The sequence below is a fragment of the Akkermansia sp. genome, assembly GCF_020860705.1.
Taxonomy (GTDB): Bacteria; Verrucomicrobiota; Verrucomicrobiia; order Verrucomicrobiales; family Akkermansiaceae; genus Akkermansia.
The window spans coordinates 44,736-67,142 of the sequence record NZ_JAJBTT010000002.1; the positions used below are offsets into that span (position 1 = coordinate 44,736).

A 22,407-nucleotide genomic window follows, 5' to 3' on the forward strand; every position below is an offset into this window, starting at 1 on the left:
GTTATCCCTTTCTCTTATTTTTGACGATGATGAGGACCATTAAAGCCGCGCCCAGGGGCACCGCTGCCAGTGTCAGCCACGGCCGCGGAGATTCCTGCAGAAAACGCGGATTGCGGGCCAGCAGGGAGGCGGATACGTAATGCGCCGCTTCCAGAAAGCGGCGGAGCCTTGAAGGCTGGTATTGCATGCCCTCCTTCCGCAGGAAGGCGAATCCCCTGGGATTGAGCACATATTGACGGAACATGTTTCTGGAGGAACCGTCCTCCCGGTATTCCACCAGGCAAAGCACCTTGTTCATAGTCAGCAACGGGGCAATGCGGTCCGCCAGCATGTATTTGTAACCCAGCCCCACGTATTTTTCACCGGGAAAGACGGGATACGGCGGCAGCTGTTTCATCAGGGCCGTCCGGTACACCAGTTTCTTGTCCCCCCGGCCTCCCGCCGCGTAAAACCCGGTCAATGTCGTTTCCCGTGCATCCGCTTCAAATGCAGTGCCGATCAGTTCCCCCGTCTCCACGTCCGCATCCAGCCCAGCCAGCCCGGCTACACGGTCGTTCCCGTGGCGTTCCCAGAATTCCAGAATAGAGGCCACGGCGTCTTCCGGCATCCGGTCGTCGGAATCCAGGCAGACATTCAATTCCGTCTCCACCAGCTCATAGGCCGCATTATGGGCCGTATGCATGCCGCCGTTTTCCTGATAATGGTAGCGTATTTCCAGTTCCCCCTCCTGCATCCAGCCCCGCACCAGCTCCCCGGTGCCGTCGGAAGAGCCGTCGTCCACCACCAGCCAGATAAACTCGCGGCAGGTCTGCCCCCGCAGGCTTTCATAACAACGGCGCAGGCAGTCCGCCCTGTTGAATGCAGGCGTAAAAACGGTCAGCAGCGGTTTCATGATTCGCCTCCCTGTGACAGATACAGTTCCTGAAGTTTTTTTGCATTTTGGACGATGTCCAGCCCGGCCCTCCGAATGACGGCGGAAGTATCCGTCCGCTGCCAGCCATCCGCCAATTCCGCGATCTTCCGCGCCCATGCGGAGGGAGCTTCCTTCAGGGACAGGAAGTTCACATGTCCCGGAACCACCGCGCCGTCCTCCGGCACCCGGTCGGACGCCACCACGGGCAGCCCCGCCGCCTGCGCTTCCAGCATCGCTATCCCGAAGCCTTCAAACCAGGAGGGAAAAACAAAAACGTCCATGCCCTGCACTAAAGCGGCCACGTCATCCCTGCCGCCCAGCAGGCGGATTTTTCCGCCCCATTCCGGGCGCTGCGCTTCTTTCCGTATCTTTTCCTCCCCTTCCCCGCCGCTTCCCGCCAGCGCCAGCAGGGCGTCCGGCCTGACCGCCAGCAGGGCATGAAACACGCGCAGCAGGAATTCATGATTCTTGGGCCAGGAAAAGTTGCCGATGTGGCCCACCACCAGTTTGCCTTCCCAGCCCATTTCCTTCCTTACCCGCTCCCGGACTTCCGGAGAGTAGCGGAATTTGTCTGCATCAATGGCGTTCCGGACGACGATGGCGTCACGCACCCCTTTGCGGCCGAAAAGCCAGCGTCCGCACAACTCATTGCACGTAAATCGGTGCGTCAGGTACGGCCTCATGAGGTGCTTCAGCACGAAGCGGGACAGGGAGTTTTTATCAATCCCCAGCGGAGAACTGTGGGCATGCGCCGCAATAAAGGGAATGTTCCGCGCCGCCGCCTCCCGGTACACCCAGTAGCCCAGCTCGGAGCAGTGGCCGTGAACCAGCCTGTATTCCGGGTGCTCGTCAAAGAACGCCGCTATTTTTTCCCTATATCCCGCCAGCCCGGACAGGGTGATGGGCGGCAGCCTGTAAATCCGCCCTCCCAGTTCCCGGATTTCCTCTTCATAAATGCCGGGCGTCTCCCGGTGCACCAGAAAATCAAACTGGAGCCTGCCGCGGTCAATGTGGCGGTAGTAATTCATCACCATCGTTTCCGCGCCGCCGCGGTTCATGATGGTGAATACCATGAGCACTCGTTGAGGGGTCATTTTGCCAGAATTCTTTTAATGGTCAGAAGAAGCAGGTACAAGCCGGGAACAAACCCCAGCTTCACGGTCAGGAAAAACACTTTCCAATGGGAGGGGAGAGGCGCCACGGGCAGTTCCTTCACGGCCGCCCTGCACCAGTCCCTTTCCAGCAGTTCATGAAGAGCACGGCATTTCCGGACGGAGGAAACCGGAGCGTCGCAAATGTTCAGGCCCAGGAAGATGACGGAAAGAGCCATGCGGTTCCGCAGGGCCTGTTCCGCCTCCGCGGAAGCTCCGGCTTCCCGCACGTGCCGTTCCATGCGGCGGAAGAGTTCCTCCCACTGGGCCACCAATTCCGGCTTGTACCGCTTGGTCAGGGCTCCCGCCGCCGTCTTCCTGTAATGGTAGAAGGTGGAGGGGATATACACCGCCCTGCGGGCGGTTCCAAACAGGGAGAGATTGCAGAGTACGTCTTCCGCGGAACCGATGAGGGCCGTATCCACAAAAGAGGCTTCCCCTTCCCGGAAGAGGCTGCGCCTGTAGAGCTTTCCCCAGGCGGTACCGTAGGAATCCAGCCGTTCCGGCCGCCCAAGCTCGGACCCGGACGGACCCAGAAGCCGGTTCCTCAGCCATTCCAGGGATTCCCCTTCAAATACCCGTTCCTCTGGCCAGAACAGCACCGGAGCGGACGCCGTTTCATACTCCCGGCAGTAGCTCCAGAAGACGACGTCCGCGTCATGGCGCATCATGGCCTCCATGGCGTCCGCGCAAGCGTGTTCGTCCAGCCAGTCGTCCGCGTCCACAAACATGACGTATTCCCCCTGTGCCAGTTCCAGCCCGGCATTGCGGGAGGCGGACAATCCGGAATTCTGCCGGAATACCACCTGTACCCGGTCATCCCGGCTGCCCAGTTCTTCCAGAATCCTCCCGCTGCCGTCCGTAGAACCGTCATTCACGCAGATGACCTGAAGATCCCGGCATGTCTGGTTCAGGATGCTTTCCATGCACCGGCGCAGATAGGCCTCCGTGTTGTAAACGGGAACGATGACGGAAATCATGGCCTGCCCTCCCTTCCTTCTTCCAGCATGCGGCGGAACAGGCCGTCCCATCGGGCCGTCACCGTTTCAGCCGCGTAACGCTTCACGTTTTCCCGGGCCTTCGCGGCCATGGAGGCGCGCAATTTTTCATCACCCATCAGAAGTTTTAAAGAGGCCGCCAGTTCATCCACGTTCCCCGGCGGTACCAGCAGGCCGTCCTCCCCATGACTGATGATGTCTCCCGGACCGCAGGGGCAGTCAAAGGCCACGCACGGCACGCCGCACGCCATGGCCTCCGCCAGCATCATGCCGAAGCCCTCATACCGGGAAGACATGGCGCAGATGGAGGAAGCCAGGTACTCCCTCATGATTTCCCGCGTGGGAGGATGCAGCAGAAAGCTGCCTTCCAGTCCTTCCCTGCGGATTTCTTCCCGCAGTTTTCCGCCATCCGCTTCCGCACCGAACAAGTCCAGCTTCCAGTCAGGGAATATTCCATGCACCTTTTTCCAGGCTTCCAGCAGGGCGCCGTAGTTTTTCTGGGGGGAAATCTTGCCGACTGCAATCACCCGCCTTGCCTCTCCGGAAGAGGGAACCGGCGGATAAAACGGCAGGGGATTCGGAATAACTTCCACGTTGTCCATGGGCCATTCCTCCCTGTTCCCGGGCGTGAGCACCACGAAACGGGAAAAGCGTTTTCCCAGAAAGCGCATCATGGCAAATTCCACGCTCCTGACGGCGGAAGATTTCAGGCCGTCCGCCTGGATCAGCCGGGAAACATGGCGTTCATACACCAGGGGACAGCGGCAGCCCGTCAGCAGGAGGGGCATCCAGAAGCCCTTGAACCCGTCGTCGCAAACGGCAATGACATCCGGTTCCACGGCGCGCACCGTCTTCCGGACGCCATATGCCCAGGCTTTCAGCCGGGCGGCGGGATGGCCCTGCATGCGCACGTCATGGACATGGATGCCGGGGAAGAAATCATAAAAAGGTTCCAAGCCTTCTTCATTCAGCGTCATGATGTGAATTTCATCCCCGTACCGTTCCGCAAGCAGGCGCGTCCGGACGGAGAGAACCCGTTCCAGCCCTCCCGCTCCGGTGATGCCATTGGTGATGTACAAGAGCCTTCTTCCCATGTCAGATCAATGCCTCCAGTTTCAGAATTTCATCACGGTTGCCGTAGTCCCGGCTCCGGCATGCCGCGGACAGCCGTTCCAGCCTTCCGGCATCATTCAGCAGCCGGAACAGGGCCAGCGCGGCGGCTTCCTCTTCATTCGGTATAATGACTCCGTCCACGCCGTCTTCCAGATGGCCGGAGGAGGTCGGAAAGCGCGTGATGGCAACGGGCCTTCCCAGTATCTGCGCTTCCCTCACCGCCACGGCCTTTCCTTCATACCGGGAGGGCTGGACGTACAGATCACAGGCGGCCATGCAGGGATAGGGGTTGGCCTTCTTTCCCAGGATGATGACGTGTTCCTCCATGCCGCAGGCGGCTATTTCACGGCGCAGGGACTGTTCATCCCCGTAGCCGATGAGGTACCACCGCAGCTTGTCCATTCCCAGCTCCACCAGCCGGGCGGCGAGCCGGGCGGCGCGGTCCATCCCCTTGGCATGGGAAAACCTCCCCACCGTGCACAGGCAGGGGGATCCCTCCATCACGCCGGACACGTCTTCCAGCGCGGCCTGTTCCCTCACCGCTTCCGGGGAAACGATGTTTTCCATCTGCACCAGTTTGCCTTCCAGTTCAGGAAAACGGGACAGGAAGCCCTTTCCGGCCTGCGGGGAAATGGACATGATATGGTCATAACTGCTCCACACCGGCAATTCCCGCGCCGCATTGATCCCGATGGAAGAGTAGTCCGTATGAATCCAGGCAACTTTCCTGCGGGCCAGCACCTTGTCCCGGACGATGCGGTGGGGCGTCAGGAAACTGATGGCCAGATCATACACGCCCAGCTTTTTCAGGGAGGGCAGGAAGGGGGAGACCGCTGCGGCGGCATCGTCAAAAACGGCGTAATTTTCACAGCCTTCCAGCCGTTTTCCGAAACGCGCGGAACGCCACTTGCCCCATAGGCGCGCGGCCACAATGCCCAGCCGGCCTTCCAGCAGAACATCTTTCAGCGGGCGGGACAGGGCGCGGTAGGCGGGCAGCTCCGGGAGAAGGTTCACCTTGGCCGGAATCAACGGCATCAGCTCCCCGGAATGGCGGTAGACAAACAGATCCACCTGGAAGCGGGAAGCGTCCAGCGCATCCAGCAGGCCGAGGAGCGCCCGTTCCGCCCCTCCCAGCTCCATGTATTGAATGGCTATGAATATACGTTTCATCTGCATACCAGCGTGCGCATGTGGCCCACCAGACCTTGGAAGGGAGCCGTTTTAAACAGGACAAGGACATAAAGCCCCAGCGGGACAACCACGGAAATGGCGCCCCATACGAACAGGTCACCCAGAAGGTACGGGAAATAGGACCGGGAACAAAGGGGATACGTCAGCGCATACCCCCCCGCCGCCAGCAGGAGATACCATCCGTACGTAATGAAATACCTTTTCAGCGGCTGGTGGAACACATGCCTGTACACCAGCCGGGGGAACTGCCAGACGCCGATGGAAAGAAGGCTGAGCGTCGCCGCCAGCAGCACGCCCGTAATCCCCCACCACTGCACCAGCATGACGGACAGAGCCACGTTGATGATGCCCTGGAGAAGAGGGGAGTACCGGTCCTGGTGGAAAATGCCCGCCTTCGTCTTGAACACCATGGAGGAGCGCCGCATGCCCACCACGAAGAAGTTCAGGATGATGACGAAGGAGCAGGCCCCGGACAGCATGTAGTCCGGCCCCAGCCACCAGCTGATGAACGGGTTCAGCGTGTTCAGCAGAACGATGGAGGATACTCCTGAAATGAGGAAGTTGATCAGGAAAACCCTTTTGAAGATTTCATACACATGCCCCCTGTCCTCGCAGGCGATCAGGTTCCCCACGCTCTCCGCCATGCTGTTGATGACCTGCATGATGAAGGTGGAGATGGTGCCCACCACCAGCATGTAGTTGGAATACAGGCCCACCGCCGTCAGCCCTACAAAGCTGGAAATGACGATGTTGCTGGTGGAATGCATGAAGTAGCCGCCCACGCTGTGCAGGAACAGCGCCTTGACGTTGACGACGATCTGGCTTTTCGTCACGGCGTCCAGCGCATGGGACATGCGGCTCTTCACGTAGGGGTACAGGGCGTCTACCTTGCGCACCATGGCAACGTTGAACCCTGCCAGAAACAGGGATTCCACCACCAGGTACAGGATGTAGTTGCCCGTGTAATACAGGATGGCCAGCTTGGACAGGTTCAGACCCACCTGGTAGACAAAGTTGATCGTTCCCAGCCTGTAATTTTTCTGGTCCGCGTTAATCAGGGAGTTCTTGTAGGCCGTCAGGTACGGCAGGATGGAGTTGAAAACGAAGATAAAATACACCAGCGTCAGGTAATCCAGATGGCCTTCGTCCTTGATGAAATAGCCCAGGAAGGGATACAGGCACACGCACAGGAAACATACGGCGGCAGCAATGATGCGGTACACCTTGCGGTAGAATTGCAGCAGGGCGAGCACCCGCGGATGGTCGTTTTCCGCCAGCGGCTTGTAAAGATGAACGACCACGCTCGTCCCAAACCCGGATTCCAGCAGCGTCACCGCCGCCAGGATATTCGTCAGCAACCCGTTGAGCCCCAGATATTCCACCCCGATCTCATTGACGAACAGCTTGCGCGTCACAAAACCCAGCAGGGTCATCGTGACCATCAGGCTGACGGTCACCAGGAAATTCTTGCCGGAGTTCAGCGTCCTCATGCCTTCCCCTCCTCACCGTTCAGTTCCACGCTCAGGCGCAGGGCCATTCCCTGGGCAAAGGGCATCAGGTTCCACACGTCGGAATACATGCCGATGCCCTTGGTATCACCCTGGCACATGTCCAGCACGCCGCTGCGGCGCGTCACTCCCATCAGCGCCTTTTCCACGCGGAAGGCGGCATCCAGAAAACGTTTCTCTCCGGAAACGCGGAAGGCCGTCAGCATCAGCAACCCCATCAGGACAGTTCCGGAAGATTCAAACACGGATTCCGGCCTGGCGACCATCCAGCCGAAGCCGCCGTTTTTCTTCTGGAGAGGCAGCAATTCCTCCGCCAGCGCCAGAATGCGCCGCGCCATCCTGTCCGCCTCCGGGCGGCCATGCCGTGACAGCTGGCGGTACAGCTCGCACAATCCCAGCGCGTACCAGCCGATGCCGCGCGACCAGTCGTACAGGCCCAGCGGATAGCCGCGCTCCATCTCAAATCCATGGGCGGGGAAGGAGGAATGGGGCAAAAGGGCCGCATCATATTCCTCCACCTGCTTCACCGCCAGATCCCAGTATTCCCCATTCCCCGTGCGGGCCGCGCAGGCGGCCGCCAGCGGACAGGCCAGTCCGATCGTATCCACGTAACGCACGCCGGGCTGCCTGCGCCGGTAAGCCAGCGTTCCCGTCTCCGTCCGGAGGGATTCCAGCAGTGCGGAGGAAGCCTCCGCCACCTGCTCCGCCCTGCGGCCTCCGGCTTCCAGAACGGCGTAATCCAGCAGCAGGCGGTCCACCTCCCACCGTTCCGGAACCGGAACGGCCAGAAAGCTCTTCACCAGTGCGTGTTCCTCCAGGTCGCGGGACAGCTTTTCTTTCAAAACACCGTCATTCCTGTCCTCCGCATAGGCATGCAGCCCCAGAAAAAGTCCGGCCGCCTGCCACCCCTGAATGGCGGCGTCCGCATAGGCCCCGCGCACCATCTCCCACAGGATGCGCCTGCCCTGGTCCCTTTTGGGAATGGCGGGCATGCGGCGCGTCCAGGAAACAGCCGTCCGGGCCAGGGCCTCCTGCCACGCGTGACGGTCTTCCCAGCGTCCGATATGGAAGCGCCCCGCCAATGTCCCCACGAAGCGCCAGGCATCCACGCAGACCACGGCCAGGGCCAGCAGGAGCAGGACGGACAGAATGGAAACATACGCCGTCATGACCGTTTCAACAGGGCTGAAAGTTCTCCCGGCAACAGGGCCAGGCGTTCCCGGTATGCGGGAATTTTCTCCGCATAGGCGGATTTCATGGCATCCTCCCTTTCCATCATCCGGACAAACGCCTTCCGCAAATCATCAGGCGCGTCCAGCGCCTGCACCGGCAGAACATAGCCGTCTTCCGTTCCGAACAAATCGCGGGCAATCCCCCTGGCCTTCACGGAATACCCCACCACCAGCGTCGGAACGCCCGTGGAATAGGCGGCAATGGAGGCGTGCGTCCGGGCGGCCACCAGAAAACGGCACCGGGCAATATACCCTTTCAATTCCTCACAGGGAGCGTCGCCGATCATGACGACGCGGCCCGTATGCCCAAACCTCTCCTGCAATTCGCCCAGCGGCTTCCGGTCATCATTGCCGGGCCACACCACATGGGGAATGAGGGCTACGTTCATGTCCGTAGCCTCCAGCAGGTATTCCACCAGCCTGGCATAATTTTCCATCACGGCTCCGGCCCTCCCCTCATGTCCGATAATCAAGGGGCTGACATTGACGCCAACCATATTCCCCTCTTTCCAGCCCTCCGGGAGGGCGGCCTCCTTCACCGGGAGGGCGAACGCCGGGTCCGGATACAGTACCGTGCGGGAGCACCCGCATTCCCGCAGGGCGTCACAAGTCAGGGATTCGCGCGCCACAATCAGGTCAAAGGCCCGGAGATCTTCCAGCATTCTCCCCTTCATATCCTCCCGTTCCAGGGAACACCCCCACAGGACGGTGGGCACGCCGGCACGGCGCAGCAGGGCATTCTGCAAATAAATATGCACGGGTTCCCCGTAACAGTAATTGTCACCCCCGCTGCACAGGGCCACCGTGGCAGGTCCTCCTTCCTCCGCAATGCAGCCGAAGGCAAGCCGGTCAAAGGCGTCCTGCACGCCCAGCACATGCCGCCGCAGCCACGCCCCCGCATACCCCGCGGAACATCTCCGGATGGCCCTCTGCTCCGGCAGGACGCGCACCACTCCGTCCAGGCCATAGCGCCTGTCTTCCTCACACGCGGAGGAGAACAGGACGCCTTGTTCAGGACGGAGCAGCAGCACCGTGGATATGACGATTGCCTCGCAGCCGTGATTGCCGCTGCCCCCATGGGGATATAAAAGAATCTTATGCATGCCTATCCCATTTATTTTTTCCTGGCGCAGGCTCCTTCCATCAGCAGGAACAGACAGAAAGGGAGCCGGTTGAACAAACAGACACTCATCCATTTGGGACAGCGGAACACATCGGGATAAGCGCGCAGCAAATTGTTTTCCGGCGTTTCCACAATGGTCCGTACCGCCCGCAGGCGCCCCGCGGCGCCGTACCGTTCCCTGAAACGGTATATTTCAAAGAGGGCGTTGTACACCAGCCCCCACCAGCGGAAAGCCAGGTACTCCTCCACCTTCCCCCCTTCCAGTCCCCGGGCGTGGAAATATTTCCGCTCCAGGCGGAACTGCCTGAGAATCCAGATGAATTTTTCCGGGACAAAACGCGTGGACAAGGTTCCTTTCTCCGCCCTGCGGTAGAAATAACCCGCTGCGTCCACCGTTCTCAAACGCCGGATGTACTTCAGATACGCCATGTTGAACATCAGGTCCTCTCCATAGGAAATATCTTCCGGAAAACGGATGGAATGCCTGGAAAGCAGGGTCCGGCGGTACAGCTTCACCACGGGGCCAAAAAGCAGGAAGGAGCGGAAAAGCCGTATCCAGTCCTCTTCCTCTCCGGGCCTGGCCATCAGGTCAACGGGCTGTGGCACCGTCACTTCATCCTTTTTCCCGGCGCGGATGGAACGCAGTCCTCCCACCACCAGGTCGCACGCGCCATCCTCCACGGCGGCGGCCAGCTCCTGAAGGTAGGTGGGTGTCACCCAGTCATCCCCGTCAATGAAACACAGCCATTTCCCCTCCGTCTCCCTCATGCCGAGATTCCGCGCGGCGGATACGCCCCCGTTCCTGTCCAGATGAATGACCCGGACACGCCCATCCCGGGAAGACAACCTGTCGCACAACTGTCCGCTTCCGTCCGTGGAGCCGTCATCCACCAGGCACACGTCAAAATCCGTAAAGGTCTGCTCCAGCACGGACGCCACGCATTTTTCAAGAAAATGCACGGCGTTGAACACGGGAATGATGACGGAGACAAAGGGCATGGCGATTTAAAACGTTTCTTCAAAAAGCCGTTCCACGGCATTCATCTGCTCCTCCAGGTCAAACCGGCTTCCCCCGCGGAGCGCCCGCCCGCAGTAATCCCGATAATCAGCCTTTCCCGTCAGAATATCCTCAAGGGCACGGTAAATCCCAAGCACGTGATTTTCCGCAATCAATCCGAATTCCCCGTCTCCCAGCTGTTCCCGTACTCCGGAACACAGCGTGGACGCCACAGGCGTGCCAAGAATCAGGCTCTCGGAAATAACGGTGGAATACCCCTCGCTGCGGGAGGAGCAGACCAGCCAGTCCGCTGCCTGCACATAAGGATACGGATTCTCCAAATGCCCCAGCAGGGTGATCCTGTCCTGCAAATTCCCCTCTGCGATCATTTCCTCCAGCATCCTCCTTTCAGGCCCCTCTCCCAGAATCCAGAGATGGAAGGAGAACCCCTCCCGCGCCAGATAGCGGCACGCCGTCACCAGCCGGTCAAAACCTTTCTGCCGGACAAGACGGCCCGACGCGCAAAAAAGCACGGCCCCTTCCGGGCGTTCCGGAACGAATTCCCCGGCCTTTTCCCTGATGCCCGGAACGTCCACGGGGTTGTACGCCACCCGCGCATCCTTTAAAGGACCGGCCAGGGCCAGCAGGGATTCCCGGACATTCCGGGACACGCAGACCACCGTATCAAAACGGCGGTAAACGTCTTTTTCCTCTTCAGCGCTCCGGTAGGCGGGCAGCGTCCAGTGGTTGGCGGCCAGGTCAATGTGAACCCAGGCCAGTTTCCGGCTCCCGGCATGGGGGGAGCCGCTGGCTATCCGTGTGGCATAGCCTTCAATGAACGCCGCCTCCACATCATAAGTTCCGCGAATGAACAAGCGGTAGAAAACAGAAGGGGGGAGATGCCTGTAAACCCACAATTTCAGTCCGTTCCTGATCTTGACGAGCAGGCGCGTCCAGGGGCCGTCCTCCTCCCGGAGGGCGCCAAACAAAAAACGGAAGGAGACGCCGGGGGGATAGCCGGAAGGAATGTCTTCCTTCTTGATGGAATAAATGACCACCTGCCACGGGTCTTCCTTCCCATGGCACAGCAGGGTTTGAAGGATCTTCTCCGCGCCGCCGCCGGACAGGCTGTTGACAAAAAACGCCACTTTCTTCATTCCGCACCCTCCAGTAAATGTTCCACCTTCCGTATGGTGCTTCCGTAGGAAACCTCCCGGCCACCCAGGGCGGCCCGCTCCCTCCAGACAGCACATGATTCCCTGCCGGACAGGAAGTCTTCCAGCCCGCTGAGGAGCGCTTCATCATCATTCTCCACCATGCGACCAAACCTTCCCATGCCCAGCTGTTCATGCACACCGGAACACTCCACGGACAGAACGGGCACGCCCAGCACCAGAGCCTCCGTGATGACGGTGCTCATGCCTTCACTGCGGGAACTGCATACGAACAAATCCGCAGAAGCCATCCACGGGTAGGGATTTTGCCGGAAACCGGGCATCAGCACGTAATCCGCCACTCCCAGGGCGGCCGCCTGGCCTTCCAGCTCCCGTCTCCGGCTGCCTTCCCCCAGAATCACCAGCTCCGCCTGCCATCCGCGCTCCTTCAGGCGGGCCAGCACGGCAATCAGCCGGTCAAAGCCCTTCTGGTCTTCCAGACGGCCCACGGAAACAATCCGGAAATGTTTCTTCTCCGGCACCTCCACCGCGGCAGCGGCTCCGGAACGCACTTCATCCCGGTCCACCGGATTGTGGAGCACCCGGGAACCAGGATGCGCCCCAAAACGCCGTTCAAACGCTTCCCTGACGGTTTGCGACACATGCACCACGGTTTGAAACCGGGTGTAAGCCTTTCTTTCCTCCTCCAGCGACCGGAACACCGGCCCCTGCGTCCAGGGCCGCGCCTCCAGGTCCACATGAACCCAGGCTATCCTGAGGGCCTTTCCTTCCGGAGCGGCTGCAAGAAGACGCGTAGGCAGCCCTTCCGTAAAAGCCACTTCCACATCATAATCTCCGGCAATGCGCCATCGGTAAATCCAGCCAGCGGGCAGAAAACGGTACACCAGCGCATACTTGAGCCGGTAAAGCCATCCCCGGCCGCCCACGATGGTGCGGTAATGCGCGCACTTCCTGACTGCCTCCCGGTACGGACCGCAATCCACCACCGTGCACACCGTTACGTCAAAACGCTCCCGGTCCAGGCCGCGCACCAGCCCGGAGAGAATTTTCTCCGCTCCTCCCCCGGACAGGGATTCCACCAGGAACAGGACTTTCAAACGGGAACGCGACATCAGACGGTCTTCTCAAACGAATTATTTTCCCGCGCACGGGGAGGAGGTATCCAGACTTCTGTACACGGCATACCCGCGGGAAGAACGGCCATGGGGCTCCACGTCGCACAGGACGATGCCCATGCGCTTCAGCTCCCCGTTTTTCCATACCTTCTGCAGTCCGGCCAAATCACGCTTTTTCACACAGCCGGCCCGCATGACGTACAGCGTAACGTCAGCCAGCCGGGCGACGATGCGCGCATCCGCCAGGGAGGAATAAGGAACGCAGTCCATGAAGATGAAATCATACTGCTCCTTCACTTCCTCCATCAGCTTCCTGATGCGGTCATGCAGCAAAAGCCGGGAGGGATGATCCGGCACGGTTCCCGCAAACAAGTAATCCAGATGATCGGAAACGGGGGATTGTTCCACGAGGGAACGCCAGCCGCCTTCCCCGGCCTGTTCCAGGTCCCCTATGCCCGGCTTTCCGGCACCGCCCAGCAGGGCGCTGAGCGCTCCTTTCCTTAAATCCATATCCATCAGCAGCACCTTCTTTCCGGCCACGGCCAGGGAAAGGGCCAGATTCACGGAGAGATAGGTTTTCCCCTCCCCGGAACAGGTGGACGTAATCAGGACGTTGAGGGGCTTTCCCCCGTTCTCGTCGGAAAGGGCTACCATGCGTTCCGCCAGCAGGGGGAAGCATTCGGACAGTTCGGAAGGCTCTTCCAGATTCACCACGATTTCCTGGTTCTTCAGCTTCCGGGACTTGCGCGGCAGTTCCCCGTACACGGGAATGGTGGTCAGCGTTTCTATTTCCTTACGGCTTTTCACGCTGGAATCCAGCATGGCCACGACCACGCACAGGAACACGGGAATGGCCATCCCCGCCAGGAAACCCACCATCAGAATCTTGGGAACGTTGGGCTCCAGGGGGCCGTTGCCGCCCCGTACGCCGTCCACCATCCGCGCATTGTCTTCCGTGGCGGCCAGGGCCAGGGAATTTTCCTCCCTCTTGTTCAGCAGAAAAACATACAGGGATTCCCGGACGCGCTGCTCCCGATCAATATAGTTGACGTCCCTTTCCCGGCTGGAAACATTCTTGATATGCTCCCGCGTCTGCTCATGCTGGTCCTGCACGTTCTTCTTCTTGACCAGCAGGGACATATAATAATTATTCACGGAACGCTTCAGCGCATCCTTGAGGGAGGCCAGGTTGGCCTCCAGTTCCCGGACAATCGGATTGTTGTCTCCGGCATTCACCTTCAGGCTGGTTCTTCTCAGCAGGGTGTCATTGAAAACGCCGATCTGGTCCCTGATGCCCATGTCCGCTATCTTCGAATTGATAGGCACCAGCCTGGCGTCGTGCTCGGCCTCCTGTTCCAGGTAATCTTTCAGGTATTCTATGGACTTGATCTCAAGGTCCAGCTCCCTCAAATCCTTCTTGTCATTGATGCTGTTCTCGTACTCCTCCGTGAGGGCGGTGGACAGGTCCGTCAGAACGTCCGTCTCCTTTTTCAAATCTTCAATGGCGAGGTCATTCTTCCTCATCTCATCACTGATGACGTCCAGGCGTTCCCCGATAAACTTGTTCGCTTTCGTGCCGCGCCTGTTCTTTTCCTCCAGGGACGCCTCATTGTAAAAATGGACGATGCTGTGCAGAATATCTTCCGCCTTCACCGGATTGTTGCAGCGCATGGAAATATTGATTAAATCATTTTTCCCGCTCGCCTTTTTGACGGTCAGTCCGCTCCCCAGTCCCATCGCCGCATTCTTCACGGAGGTTTTCCTGACAATCACGGGAACGTTCAGGCTGGTTTCGTCAAACTTGGGCGTTTTCTCCACGATGAAGGTCTGGGAATCAAACCGGATTTCCTTGCCGAAGGTTCCTGTTTCGTGCCCGTGGCGGTCCTTCTCATCCTTTTCCAGACGGAATTCCGTACCGGAAACGGGAATCACCCGGAACCTGGAGTCAGCCTTCCCGCCCTCCTTCATGAACTGCACCGTAATGGGGGAATCCCGATAAATCTCCACCTTGCGGAACCCGTTTTTCTTCCAGTAGGTGACGTCCAGCTCCAGATTCCGGACTACCGTTTTCAACAGGGACTGGGAGGAAAGCAGGAAAATCTCATTGTCCAGATTGGTGGTGGCCGTTTTGACTATTCCGTTGGAAGAAGCCAGCACCGTAGCAGCCACGGATTCCTTGGGGTAATCATCCTTGATGAGGATGGTGGTGGCCTTTCCGTAAACCTGGGGCTGCCGGGCCGCATATAAATAAGCCAGGGGCAGGCAGACGCACAGGGAAACCACGCACCAGTACCATTTCCGGGCAATCCGGCCCATGACATCCTTGGGGCTGGGCAGCAGGGAAACCTGCGCCGCGCCGCCGGCATCCGGAAATTCCTTCTTGGAAGAGAGGTCTTTCATGGGATTTTAAATGCAGAAGGCCAGGATGACCATGGCAATGGAGGTGCCGGAAATCAGGTAGGGATAAATCTGGAGCTGTTCGCTCCGCGTGTTCACCTTCCTGTCTGACGGAGTGACGTAAATAACGTCGTTCTGCTGGATGTAGTAATAGGGGGAATGGAACAGGTCGCTGTTCCGCAGGTCCACCTTGGACGCAATGCGCTCTCCCCCTGCTTCCCGGATGATGTAAATGTCACGGTTGCCGTCCATGTTCAGGTCCCCGGCCTTGCTCAGCGCTTCCAGCAGCGTCAGGCGTTCCCCCTTGATCTCATAATTGCCCGGTTTGGACACTTCCCCCAGAACGGAGAATTTGAAGTTCATCAGGCGCACACTGACGGCAGGATCCTTGATATACCCTTCCCTGATGATCTCGTTCTCAATATCGTTCGCCAGCTGGGTGCAGGTTTTGCCCACGGCCTTGATTCTCCCCAGCACGGGGAACACGATATCGCCGTCCGTATTCACGAAGTAGCCGCGCTCGTCATCCCTGGGGCTGGAAACGCTGCCGCTGTCCTTGTTGAACATCTGCGCGAGCGTGGGATTCTTGCTGCTGACAGAAATGAACAAGCGGTCATCCTTCTTGATGACGATTTTATACTCCCTTCCGATGGAGGACTTCTGGTCCAGCACCAGGTTCTGGACGTAATTGACTTCTTCCGGCTTGACGCAGGCGGGGAGGGTACACGCCAGGGCGGCGGCCACCAGCAGGCGGCTCCACAGGGCGTGATGGCGGAACAAATATAGGTATTTCATTGGATGGATCAGGCAGAGGTTAGATGGTAAGGGGTTTCTTCAAGTCCAGGTAGTCGTACTTCGCGTAGGGGGAATTGTTGCTCTTGTATTCGGGTATCAATTGCTTCATGGTGCGGATGGTATCTTCCAGATGGTGGGCTTCCGCATGGCGTACCAGTTCTTCAAAGGCTTCCTTCAGCTCGGACATGTCATATTTCCGCGTCTGGAAAATGCGGATGCGCTGGTGGGAGGTTTCCAGCGTACGTTCATAGTCCGCCAGAAGTTCTTCATAAAGTTTTTCTCCGGGACGCAGTCCGGTAAAGACGATGCGGATATCCTTCAGAGGGGAAAGCCCGGCCAGGCGAATCATCTTTTCAGCCAGCTCCACGATTTTGACCTGCTCGCCCATGTCGAAGACGAAAATCTCTCCACCCTGCCCCATGGCATTCGCTTGCAGAATCAGGCGGCAGGCTTCCGGAATGGTCATGAAATAACGGATCATTTCAGGATGGGTGACCGTAACGGGCCCTCCCTTCCGGATCTGCTCCTTAAACAGCGGAATAACGGAGCCCGCGCTTCCCAGTACATTGCCGAACCTCGTGGTAATGAACACGGTGGAACCCTTCCCGTTCTTTTTCAGCAGGGCTTCCCCCAGGCTCTGAACGTACATTTCAGCCAATCGCTTGGTGGCTCCCATGACGCTGGTGGGGTTGACCGCCTTGTCCGTGGAAACCATGACGAAACGCTGCACCCCGTATTTGACGGCCAGGGATGCCAGATGCACGGTGCCCTTTACATTATTGACCACGGCCGTGCACGGGTTTTCTTCCATCAACGGAACATGCTTGTAGGCGGCCGCGTGAAAAATCAAATCAGGACGGTACAGCTTCATGCTTTCCTCCAACTGGCGGCGGTGGCAGACGCTGGTGATGGAAGTGGAAATGGGAACCTGGGGATATGATTTTTCCACCTCCTGGCGCACGAGCCACAGGGGTGTTTCCGCGTGGTCCAGCAGAACGATCCGGTGCGGGGAAAACCGGCACAACTGCCTGACCAGTTCACTGCCTATGGAACCGGCCGCGCCCGTCACCATCACTACTTTGTCCTTGATGCCGCAGGAAATCTTTTCCATGTCAATGCTGATTTCCTCCCGCTCCAACAGGTCTTCAATCTGCACTTTATCTACCGCAACACCGGAATAATCGTGAAACGACTGGAACAGGTCGTAGGAAATCATCAGCTCAATTCCCTTTTCCAGGCAGACGTCCGCCAGTTTTTTATCCCCCAGCAGATCGTCCTTCCCCACAAAAATGACTCCTGAGGCCTGGAACACATTCAAGGCCGCCTCCACCTCCGTGGCTTCCTTGATCAGCCGTATCGGGATTCCCCTGATTTCCTTGCCGTCCGCCTCCGTGGCGGAAGTCAGAATGCCCACTACTTCATAATCCTCACTCTTCAGGCTTCTGATGAGAGAGGCTTTCAGAAGACAGGCGTCCAGCTTGCCCACCAGCGCAATCCTTTTGCGCCCGGTCGTCGTGATGGAAGAAACCGATTCACTGGAATTAAGGTGTTCCAGCCACCGTCTTCCGCCGATGCACGCCATGCGGCACCCGATCAGCACCAGGAAGGTGATGACGAAATTGAAAATGGCGCAAACGATATGCCCTTTGTAATACGCCGGCCAAAAAACAATATTGAAGAGGCAGAGCAGCACGCTGGCCAGCAGAATGGCCGCCATCAGCTTCTGCAAGTCCTTCATGGTCGTGAACCGGACCAGGGTCTTGTAAACGCCGGACCGCCAAAGCATGATACCCGTGACGACGAGATCGAAGAGAAGGGCCACGCCCATGTGCTTTTCCACCCAGTCCCCCTTGTAAATCCACTCCCCGTAGTAGCAAGCCAGCAGCGTGACCAGGGAGGAAAGCCCCAGATCCAGCAGGAAGATGAATTTCCCGCTGGCATTCAGCAGATAATGCCGGGCGTAATAGAGGAATTTGGAAATCGGGCTATAAGTCTCAGTCATAAGAACAAGGATTAAAGATTCAGCATGACGTCAATGACGCGGTCCATGTCCTCCCCGGTGAGGGAAGCGCCCGAAGGCAGGCACAGGCCCTGTTCAAACAGGCGGTCCGACACGCCGGAGCCATAAAACGGGCAGGAGCGGAACACGGGCTGCAAATGCATGGGCTTCCAGAGGGGGCGGCTCTCCACCCCGGCCTTCAGGAGCGCCAGCCGCAGCGTTTCCCGGTCAAACCGGGCCTCCTCCGGATTGATCTGCACGCATGTCAGCCAGTGGTTGGAATGGTAGCGGGAATCCGGATTTTCCAGCAGGGACAGCCCCGGCACGCCGGAAAGCCGGCGGCGGTAGTCCTCATGAAGGCCGCGCCTTTTTTCCAGGAAGGAGGGGAGGGAGCGCATCTGCCCGCGGCCTATGCCCGCGCACACGTTGCTGAGGCGGTAATTGTAGCCGATGTGCGTGTGTTCATAATGCGGTGCCTGGTCTCTGGCCTGGGTGGCGTAAAACTTGACCCTGTTCCGGGATTCCTCGTCCGGGCAGCATAGCGCGCCCCCGCCGGAGGTAGTGATGATCTTGTTCCCGTTAAAGGAAAAAGCGCCGTAGGTGCCGAACACCCCGCACTTCCGGCCCCGGTACTCGGAACCGAGAGCCTCCGCGGCGTCTTCCAGCACGGGAATGCCATACTTCCCGGCAATCTCCATGATTTCCTCCATGCTGGCGGGCATCCCGTAAAGGTCCACCGGAATAATGGCTTTGGGCGTGCGGCCCGTCTGCCTGATGCGGTCCCTGATGGCTTCCTCCAGCAACTCCGGAGACATGTTCCACGTCTTTTCCTCACTGTCCACAAACACGGGGGAAGCCCCCTGGTAAATGATGGGATTGGCGGAAGCGGCAAACGTCATGGACTGGCAGAGCACTTCATCCCCCGGCCCCACTCCCAGCATCACCAGCCCCAGATGCAGGGCGGAGGTGCCGGACGCCAGGGCCACCACGTGCGTTTCCCCCAGGTATTCTTCCAGTTCCCGTTCAAAAGCGTCCACGTTCGGCCCCACCGTCGTCACCCATTTCGATTCAAAAGCTTCACGCACGAACCTCTCTTCCGCCTCCCCCGTCTGGGCCAGGGATAGCCAGATGGTGGATTTCTTTTCCGGCGCGGGGGCCGGCTTCTTTTTCAGCACGGCGGGACAGCCCGCATACGTCCCTTCCTCCCGGGCATCCCGCACCAAGGTGGAATTGGCGCCCAGCACAACGTTCTCCTTCACCGTAAGACACGGGAGCACCACGGATGCGGCCCCCAGGAAATTGGCATTCCCCAGAGTCACCCCGCCGGATACCTTGCAGCCATTGGCAACCACATTCCAGTTCCCCAGCGTCACGTCATGACCGATCAGGGAGCCGCAGCTGAACAGGTTGAAATCTCCCATTCCCACATGACAACTGAAAACATGGCCGAAGCTGATGACGTTCCCCTTCCCCATGGCCACCCGGTCGCGGTCATAAAACTTCACATCAGGGGCGATGATATTGGGAAAGTCCAGCAGAGCGTTATCCAGCAGGCCGGAAATGCGTTCCAAAGCCCGCGGTGAAGCGATGGCGATTACGACGGAAAGAGGTTCCTGCCAGGCATTCAGATCTTCCACCGTGCCCAGCACGCGGCCATACTCGTTTTCCGTTCCGGCGGGAACCCCGTCGTCAAAGAAACCTATTAAATTCCAGGAGGGGGACTCCCCATTGATTGCCCGGAGGCAGCAGGCCGTTTCCCTGCCGAATCCCCCGGCGCCAACGATTGCTATATTCTTCTTCATTTTCCGGAACCCGTGAATTTTTCCATGGTAGCGCTGCCTTCAGCGCTGATGCCCTGGCGTTGGACTACCTTCGCCAGCGTTAAAAAGATAATGCGCATATCCAGCAAAAAGCTCAGATGGTCCACATACCAGACGTCCAATTCAAACTTGCGTTCCCAGCTAATGGAGTTGCGCCCGTTGACCTGGGCCCAGCCCGTAATGCCGGGCCTCACGTCATGGCGGCGCGCCTGCTCCGCACTATACAGGGGCAGATATTCCGGCAGCAGGGGGCGCGGCCCTATAAAACTCATCTGGCCCGCCAGCACATTGAACAATTGGGGCAGTTCATCCAGGGACAGGGAACGCACCAGCCTCCCCACGCGCGTCAGCCGTCGTTCGTCCGGCAGCAATTCACCCCGCTCGTCCGTCTCATCCGTCATTGTCTTGAATTTCACGATGCGGAACAACTTGCCATGGAGGCCAGGCCGCGTCTGGCGGAAAAACGGCGTACCGCGGTTGGCCGCAGCCAGAAGCGCCATCAACGCCAGCAAAGGAACCAGCAGTACCGCCAGCATGGCCAGGGCGACGGAAAAATCCATCATCCTCTTGATGAAACTCCTGTAAATCATGATGCCGCCCTCCCGTAAAAATGGAGCAGCGCCTCCCACACGATACGGCAGCTGAACTTGCTCTTCACCTGCTCCGCCGCCTGCGCCCCCATCCTCCTGCGCCGTTCCGGGTCGTCCCGCAGAACTGCCATGGCCTGACGGAGAGCCTCTTCATCCCGTGCCGGAACCAGCAGGCCGTTCACGCCGTCTTTCACGATCTCATTGCACCCGCATACGTCCGTGGCAATGGAGGGCAGTTCCATGGCTCCCGCCTGAAGCAATGAATTGGGAAATCCCTCCCGGTAGCTGGGCAGCACGAATACGTCCGCCGCTTCCAGCCAGGGCCGGATATCCTCCTGGAAACCGGGGCGGAACACGCCGGGCACCTCCAGCTTTTCCGCGTCGTAATCCTCCGTCCACCCTACCAGAGCCAGAAAAACGGAGGGGTCCCCCCCTTCTCCGCGCAGGGCGGAAAACGCGGCAAGCAATTCACGGATGCCCTTGTCTTCCGTGATGCGCCCTACAAAGACAAACAGCACGGCATCCTCCGGCAGGTCCAGGCGTTTCCTCACTTCCTCCCGGCGGCCGGAGCGGCGGAAATAATCAGGATCAACGCCGTTGACGTTGCCATTGGCCAGGATTTCCAGAGGCTTGCCTGTCACCTTCTCCGCCAGCAGAAGCTGCCGGACGCCCTCCCCTTCCGGAATGACATGCGTGGCAAACAGGCAGGTCAGACGGTCCATCTGCTTGAGCAGGAATTGAAAGGCCCCCTTCCGGTAGGGAAAAATCAGGCCGGTGAAGGTATGAATCCTGACCGGAACACGTGCAAAAGCCGCCGCCATCATGCTCAGCAGCCCGGCCTTGGGAGTCAGGGAATGCACCCCCCACGGACGTTCCCTGCGGAACAGGAGGAACAGCCTCCACAGGCTCTTCAAATCCTTCCCCAGTGAAATGGTCCGTTCTATCTCAAGCTCCACGGTACCCACGCCTTCACGCCGGCGGATGCGCTCATGTTCCGGACCGGGGGAGGCCACGGCAAGAACGTCAAAAAATCCGTTCAGGTAATTCAGTTGCCCCTTAAGCAGCAAATCCAGAGAAACGGGAGATGCGGCAACCCGGATGATCTTCTTTTTCATGCGTTGTAAATATTCATGTAAAAGGTGAAGGCGTAGATCACCGGAATAAAGCAGGCCAGTTTCTTTTCCTGGTCCGCCCAGAACCTCTGCTTGAAAAAGGGATAGATGAAGACAAAGCCCATCAGGAACCAGGAGAGCTGGGCAAACCTGTTGCTGAATGCCGCGTACATGCAGAGAATCCAGAAAGCATTGGCCGCAATGTAGATATTCAGCAGCCACGTATACATCACGTCCCTGTATTCCTCCCTGAACAGGAAATAACAGCCCGTTACAATGGGCAGCGCGCTGTAAAGCAGGAAATCCCAGCGGAACCCCACGCTGCTGAACAAGTCGGAGGACGCCTTCAGCTCATCGGCCTGGTTAATGTAAAGGGTCAGGCGCGGGTCATCAAAAAAACCGGAAGAAGCAATCATCTCCCCAATGGCAGGCCCCGCCAGAATCACGGCCAGGACGCAGCATATCCACGCCACAACGTAATACCGCGTATCCGTTACAAACCAGGCGCAGGCGCCTGCGGCCGCCAGCAGCATCATGGACTTGTGCAGCCCGATGGCAAGCAGGGCGCAAAGGAACAGCATTTTAAGGTTGCTGCGGAAGGTGAAGCCCAGAATCATCACGGAGGCGGCCATGCCATTGCGGATGCCGTTAACGCCGTACACCCAGAAGGTGAACATGGCGCACGCAATCAGGAAGGGAATGAACCACCGGGTTCCGAAAAGCCTGTAACAGGACAGGGCCAGCGCTCCCACGTACACCACGGCACAGGTCAGGAAATAATCATGCACCGTACCGTACTGCACCCACGCATGCAGAATGGCGGCAAACAGCCATTCCCCCTTCATGCCTGTCAGCTGGGCTTTCCAATTGCCCGCTTCCCCTTCCTGAAGGGTCTGGAACTCCATGGCATAATTGATGGTATCTCCAAACTCCGGGCTTACGGGCCGTGCACCCATGTACATGATCAGGGCGACTACAAATAAAAAACCGGCCATGCTGTCCAGCCTCACCGTGGAAGATGAATAAATTCCTCCCGTTCCCGCCTGGTAAATGGTGACCATAATTAAAAAAAGAATGGTCCAGTTAAACAATGCAGTGTAAGAGGAAATGGGAATAAAATCAAAACACATGCAAAGCAGAGAGAGGACTCGTCAAGATATTACCGGATTATCAGTCCG

Annotated in this window: 18 protein-coding genes and 1 pseudogene; all 19 read right to left on the minus strand. The window is 58.6% G+C overall.

Annotated features, from left to right (window positions below):
• Position 1 precedes the first annotated feature (1 nt).
• Positions 2-892, minus strand: a complete 891-nt coding sequence (locus LIO64_RS01105; RefSeq protein ID WP_290547612.1) for a glycosyltransferase family A protein — start codon at positions 890-892, stop codon at positions 2-4.
• The gene (locus tag LIO64_RS01110; protein ID WP_290547613.1) at positions 889-2,007 is read right to left on the minus strand and encodes a glycosyltransferase; all 1,119 of its coding nucleotides are present in this window, start codon (positions 2,005-2,007) and stop codon (positions 889-891) included. The genes LIO64_RS01105 and LIO64_RS01110 overlap by 4 nt, the downstream gene beginning before the upstream one ends.
• Complete coding sequence (locus tag LIO64_RS01115; protein ID WP_290547614.1) at positions 2,004-3,044, minus strand: glycosyltransferase family 2 protein; 1,041 nt, start codon at positions 3,042-3,044, stop codon at positions 2,004-2,006. The genes LIO64_RS01110 and LIO64_RS01115 overlap by 4 nt, the downstream gene beginning before the upstream one ends.
• A complete protein-coding gene (locus LIO64_RS01120; protein WP_290547615.1) occupies positions 3,041-4,156 on the minus strand; it encodes a glycosyltransferase family 4 protein in 1,116 nt (371 codons plus the stop codon). Before LIO64_RS01120 ends, LIO64_RS01115 begins: the two co-directional genes overlap by 4 nt.
• 1 nt (position 4,157) lies before the next feature.
• Positions 4,158-5,345, minus strand: coding sequence for a glycosyltransferase (locus tag LIO64_RS01125; RefSeq protein ID WP_290547616.1), 1,188 nt, complete (start codon positions 5,343-5,345; stop codon positions 4,158-4,160).
• Positions 5,342-6,856, minus strand: a complete 1,515-nt coding sequence (locus tag LIO64_RS01130; RefSeq protein WP_290547617.1) for a hypothetical protein — start codon at positions 6,854-6,856, stop codon at positions 5,342-5,344. The genes LIO64_RS01125 and LIO64_RS01130 overlap by 4 nt, the downstream gene beginning before the upstream one ends.
• Positions 6,853-8,043 (minus strand): glycoside hydrolase family 88 protein, encoded by a 1,191-nt coding sequence (locus LIO64_RS01135; RefSeq protein WP_290547618.1) that lies wholly within the window; start codon positions 8,041-8,043, stop codon positions 6,853-6,855. The genes LIO64_RS01130 and LIO64_RS01135 overlap by 4 nt, the downstream gene beginning before the upstream one ends.
• A complete protein-coding gene (locus LIO64_RS01140; protein ID WP_290547619.1) occupies positions 8,040-9,209 on the minus strand; it encodes a polysaccharide pyruvyl transferase family protein in 1,170 nt (389 codons plus the stop codon). The genes LIO64_RS01135 and LIO64_RS01140 overlap by 4 nt, the downstream gene beginning before the upstream one ends.
• 11 nt (positions 9,210-9,220) lie before the next feature.
• On the minus strand, positions 9,221-10,228 hold the full coding sequence (locus LIO64_RS01145) for a glycosyltransferase family 2 protein (RefSeq protein ID WP_290547620.1): 1,008 nt from the start codon (positions 10,226-10,228) through the stop codon (positions 9,221-9,223).
• A 6-nt stretch (positions 10,229-10,234) separates the two neighbouring features.
• Positions 10,235-11,383: a glycosyltransferase gene (locus tag LIO64_RS01150; protein ID WP_290547621.1), complete on the minus strand. Its 1,149-nt coding sequence runs from the start codon at positions 11,381-11,383 to the stop codon at positions 10,235-10,237.
• The gene (locus LIO64_RS01155; protein ID WP_290547622.1) at positions 11,380-12,513 is read right to left on the minus strand and encodes a glycosyltransferase; all 1,134 of its coding nucleotides are present in this window, start codon (positions 12,511-12,513) and stop codon (positions 11,380-11,382) included. Before LIO64_RS01155 ends, LIO64_RS01150 begins: the two co-directional genes overlap by 4 nt.
• A gap of 21 nt (positions 12,514-12,534) precedes the next feature.
• Positions 12,535-14,916: a polysaccharide biosynthesis tyrosine autokinase gene (locus LIO64_RS01160; RefSeq protein WP_290547623.1), complete on the minus strand. Its 2,382-nt coding sequence runs from the start codon at positions 14,914-14,916 to the stop codon at positions 12,535-12,537.
• 6 nt (positions 14,917-14,922) lie between these two features.
• The gene (locus tag LIO64_RS01165; RefSeq protein ID WP_290547624.1) at positions 14,923-15,708 is read right to left on the minus strand and encodes a polysaccharide biosynthesis/export family protein; all 786 of its coding nucleotides are present in this window, start codon (positions 15,706-15,708) and stop codon (positions 14,923-14,925) included.
• Positions 15,709-15,727: 19 nt separating this feature from the next.
• Positions 15,728-17,710, minus strand: a complete 1,983-nt coding sequence (locus tag LIO64_RS01170) for a nucleoside-diphosphate sugar epimerase/dehydratase (RefSeq protein WP_290547625.1) — start codon at positions 17,708-17,710, stop codon at positions 15,728-15,730.
• 11 nt (positions 17,711-17,721) lie between these two features.
• Complete coding sequence (locus LIO64_RS13015; protein WP_345779556.1) at positions 17,722-18,837, minus strand: DegT/DnrJ/EryC1/StrS family aminotransferase; 1,116 nt, start codon at positions 18,835-18,837, stop codon at positions 17,722-17,724.
• A gap of 441 nt (positions 18,838-19,278) precedes the next feature.
• A pseudogene (locus LIO64_RS13020) lies at positions 19,279-19,509 on the minus strand (serine acetyltransferase); the annotation flags it as partial.
• A complete protein-coding gene (locus LIO64_RS01180) occupies positions 19,506-20,114 on the minus strand; it encodes a sugar transferase (RefSeq protein ID WP_345779557.1) in 609 nt (202 codons plus the stop codon). The pseudogene LIO64_RS13020 and the gene LIO64_RS01180, both read right to left, overlap by 4 nt.
• Positions 20,114-21,232 carry a glycosyltransferase family 4 protein gene (locus tag LIO64_RS01185; protein ID WP_290547628.1) on the minus strand — a complete coding sequence of 373 codons (1,119 nt, stop codon included), beginning with the start codon at positions 21,230-21,232 and terminating at the stop codon, positions 20,114-20,116. Before LIO64_RS01185 ends, LIO64_RS01180 begins: the two co-directional genes overlap by 1 nt.
• A complete protein-coding gene (locus tag LIO64_RS01190) occupies positions 21,229-22,290 on the minus strand; it encodes an EpsG family protein (RefSeq protein WP_290547629.1) in 1,062 nt (353 codons plus the stop codon). Before LIO64_RS01190 ends, LIO64_RS01185 begins: the two co-directional genes overlap by 4 nt.
• Positions 22,291-22,407 lie beyond the last annotated feature (117 nt).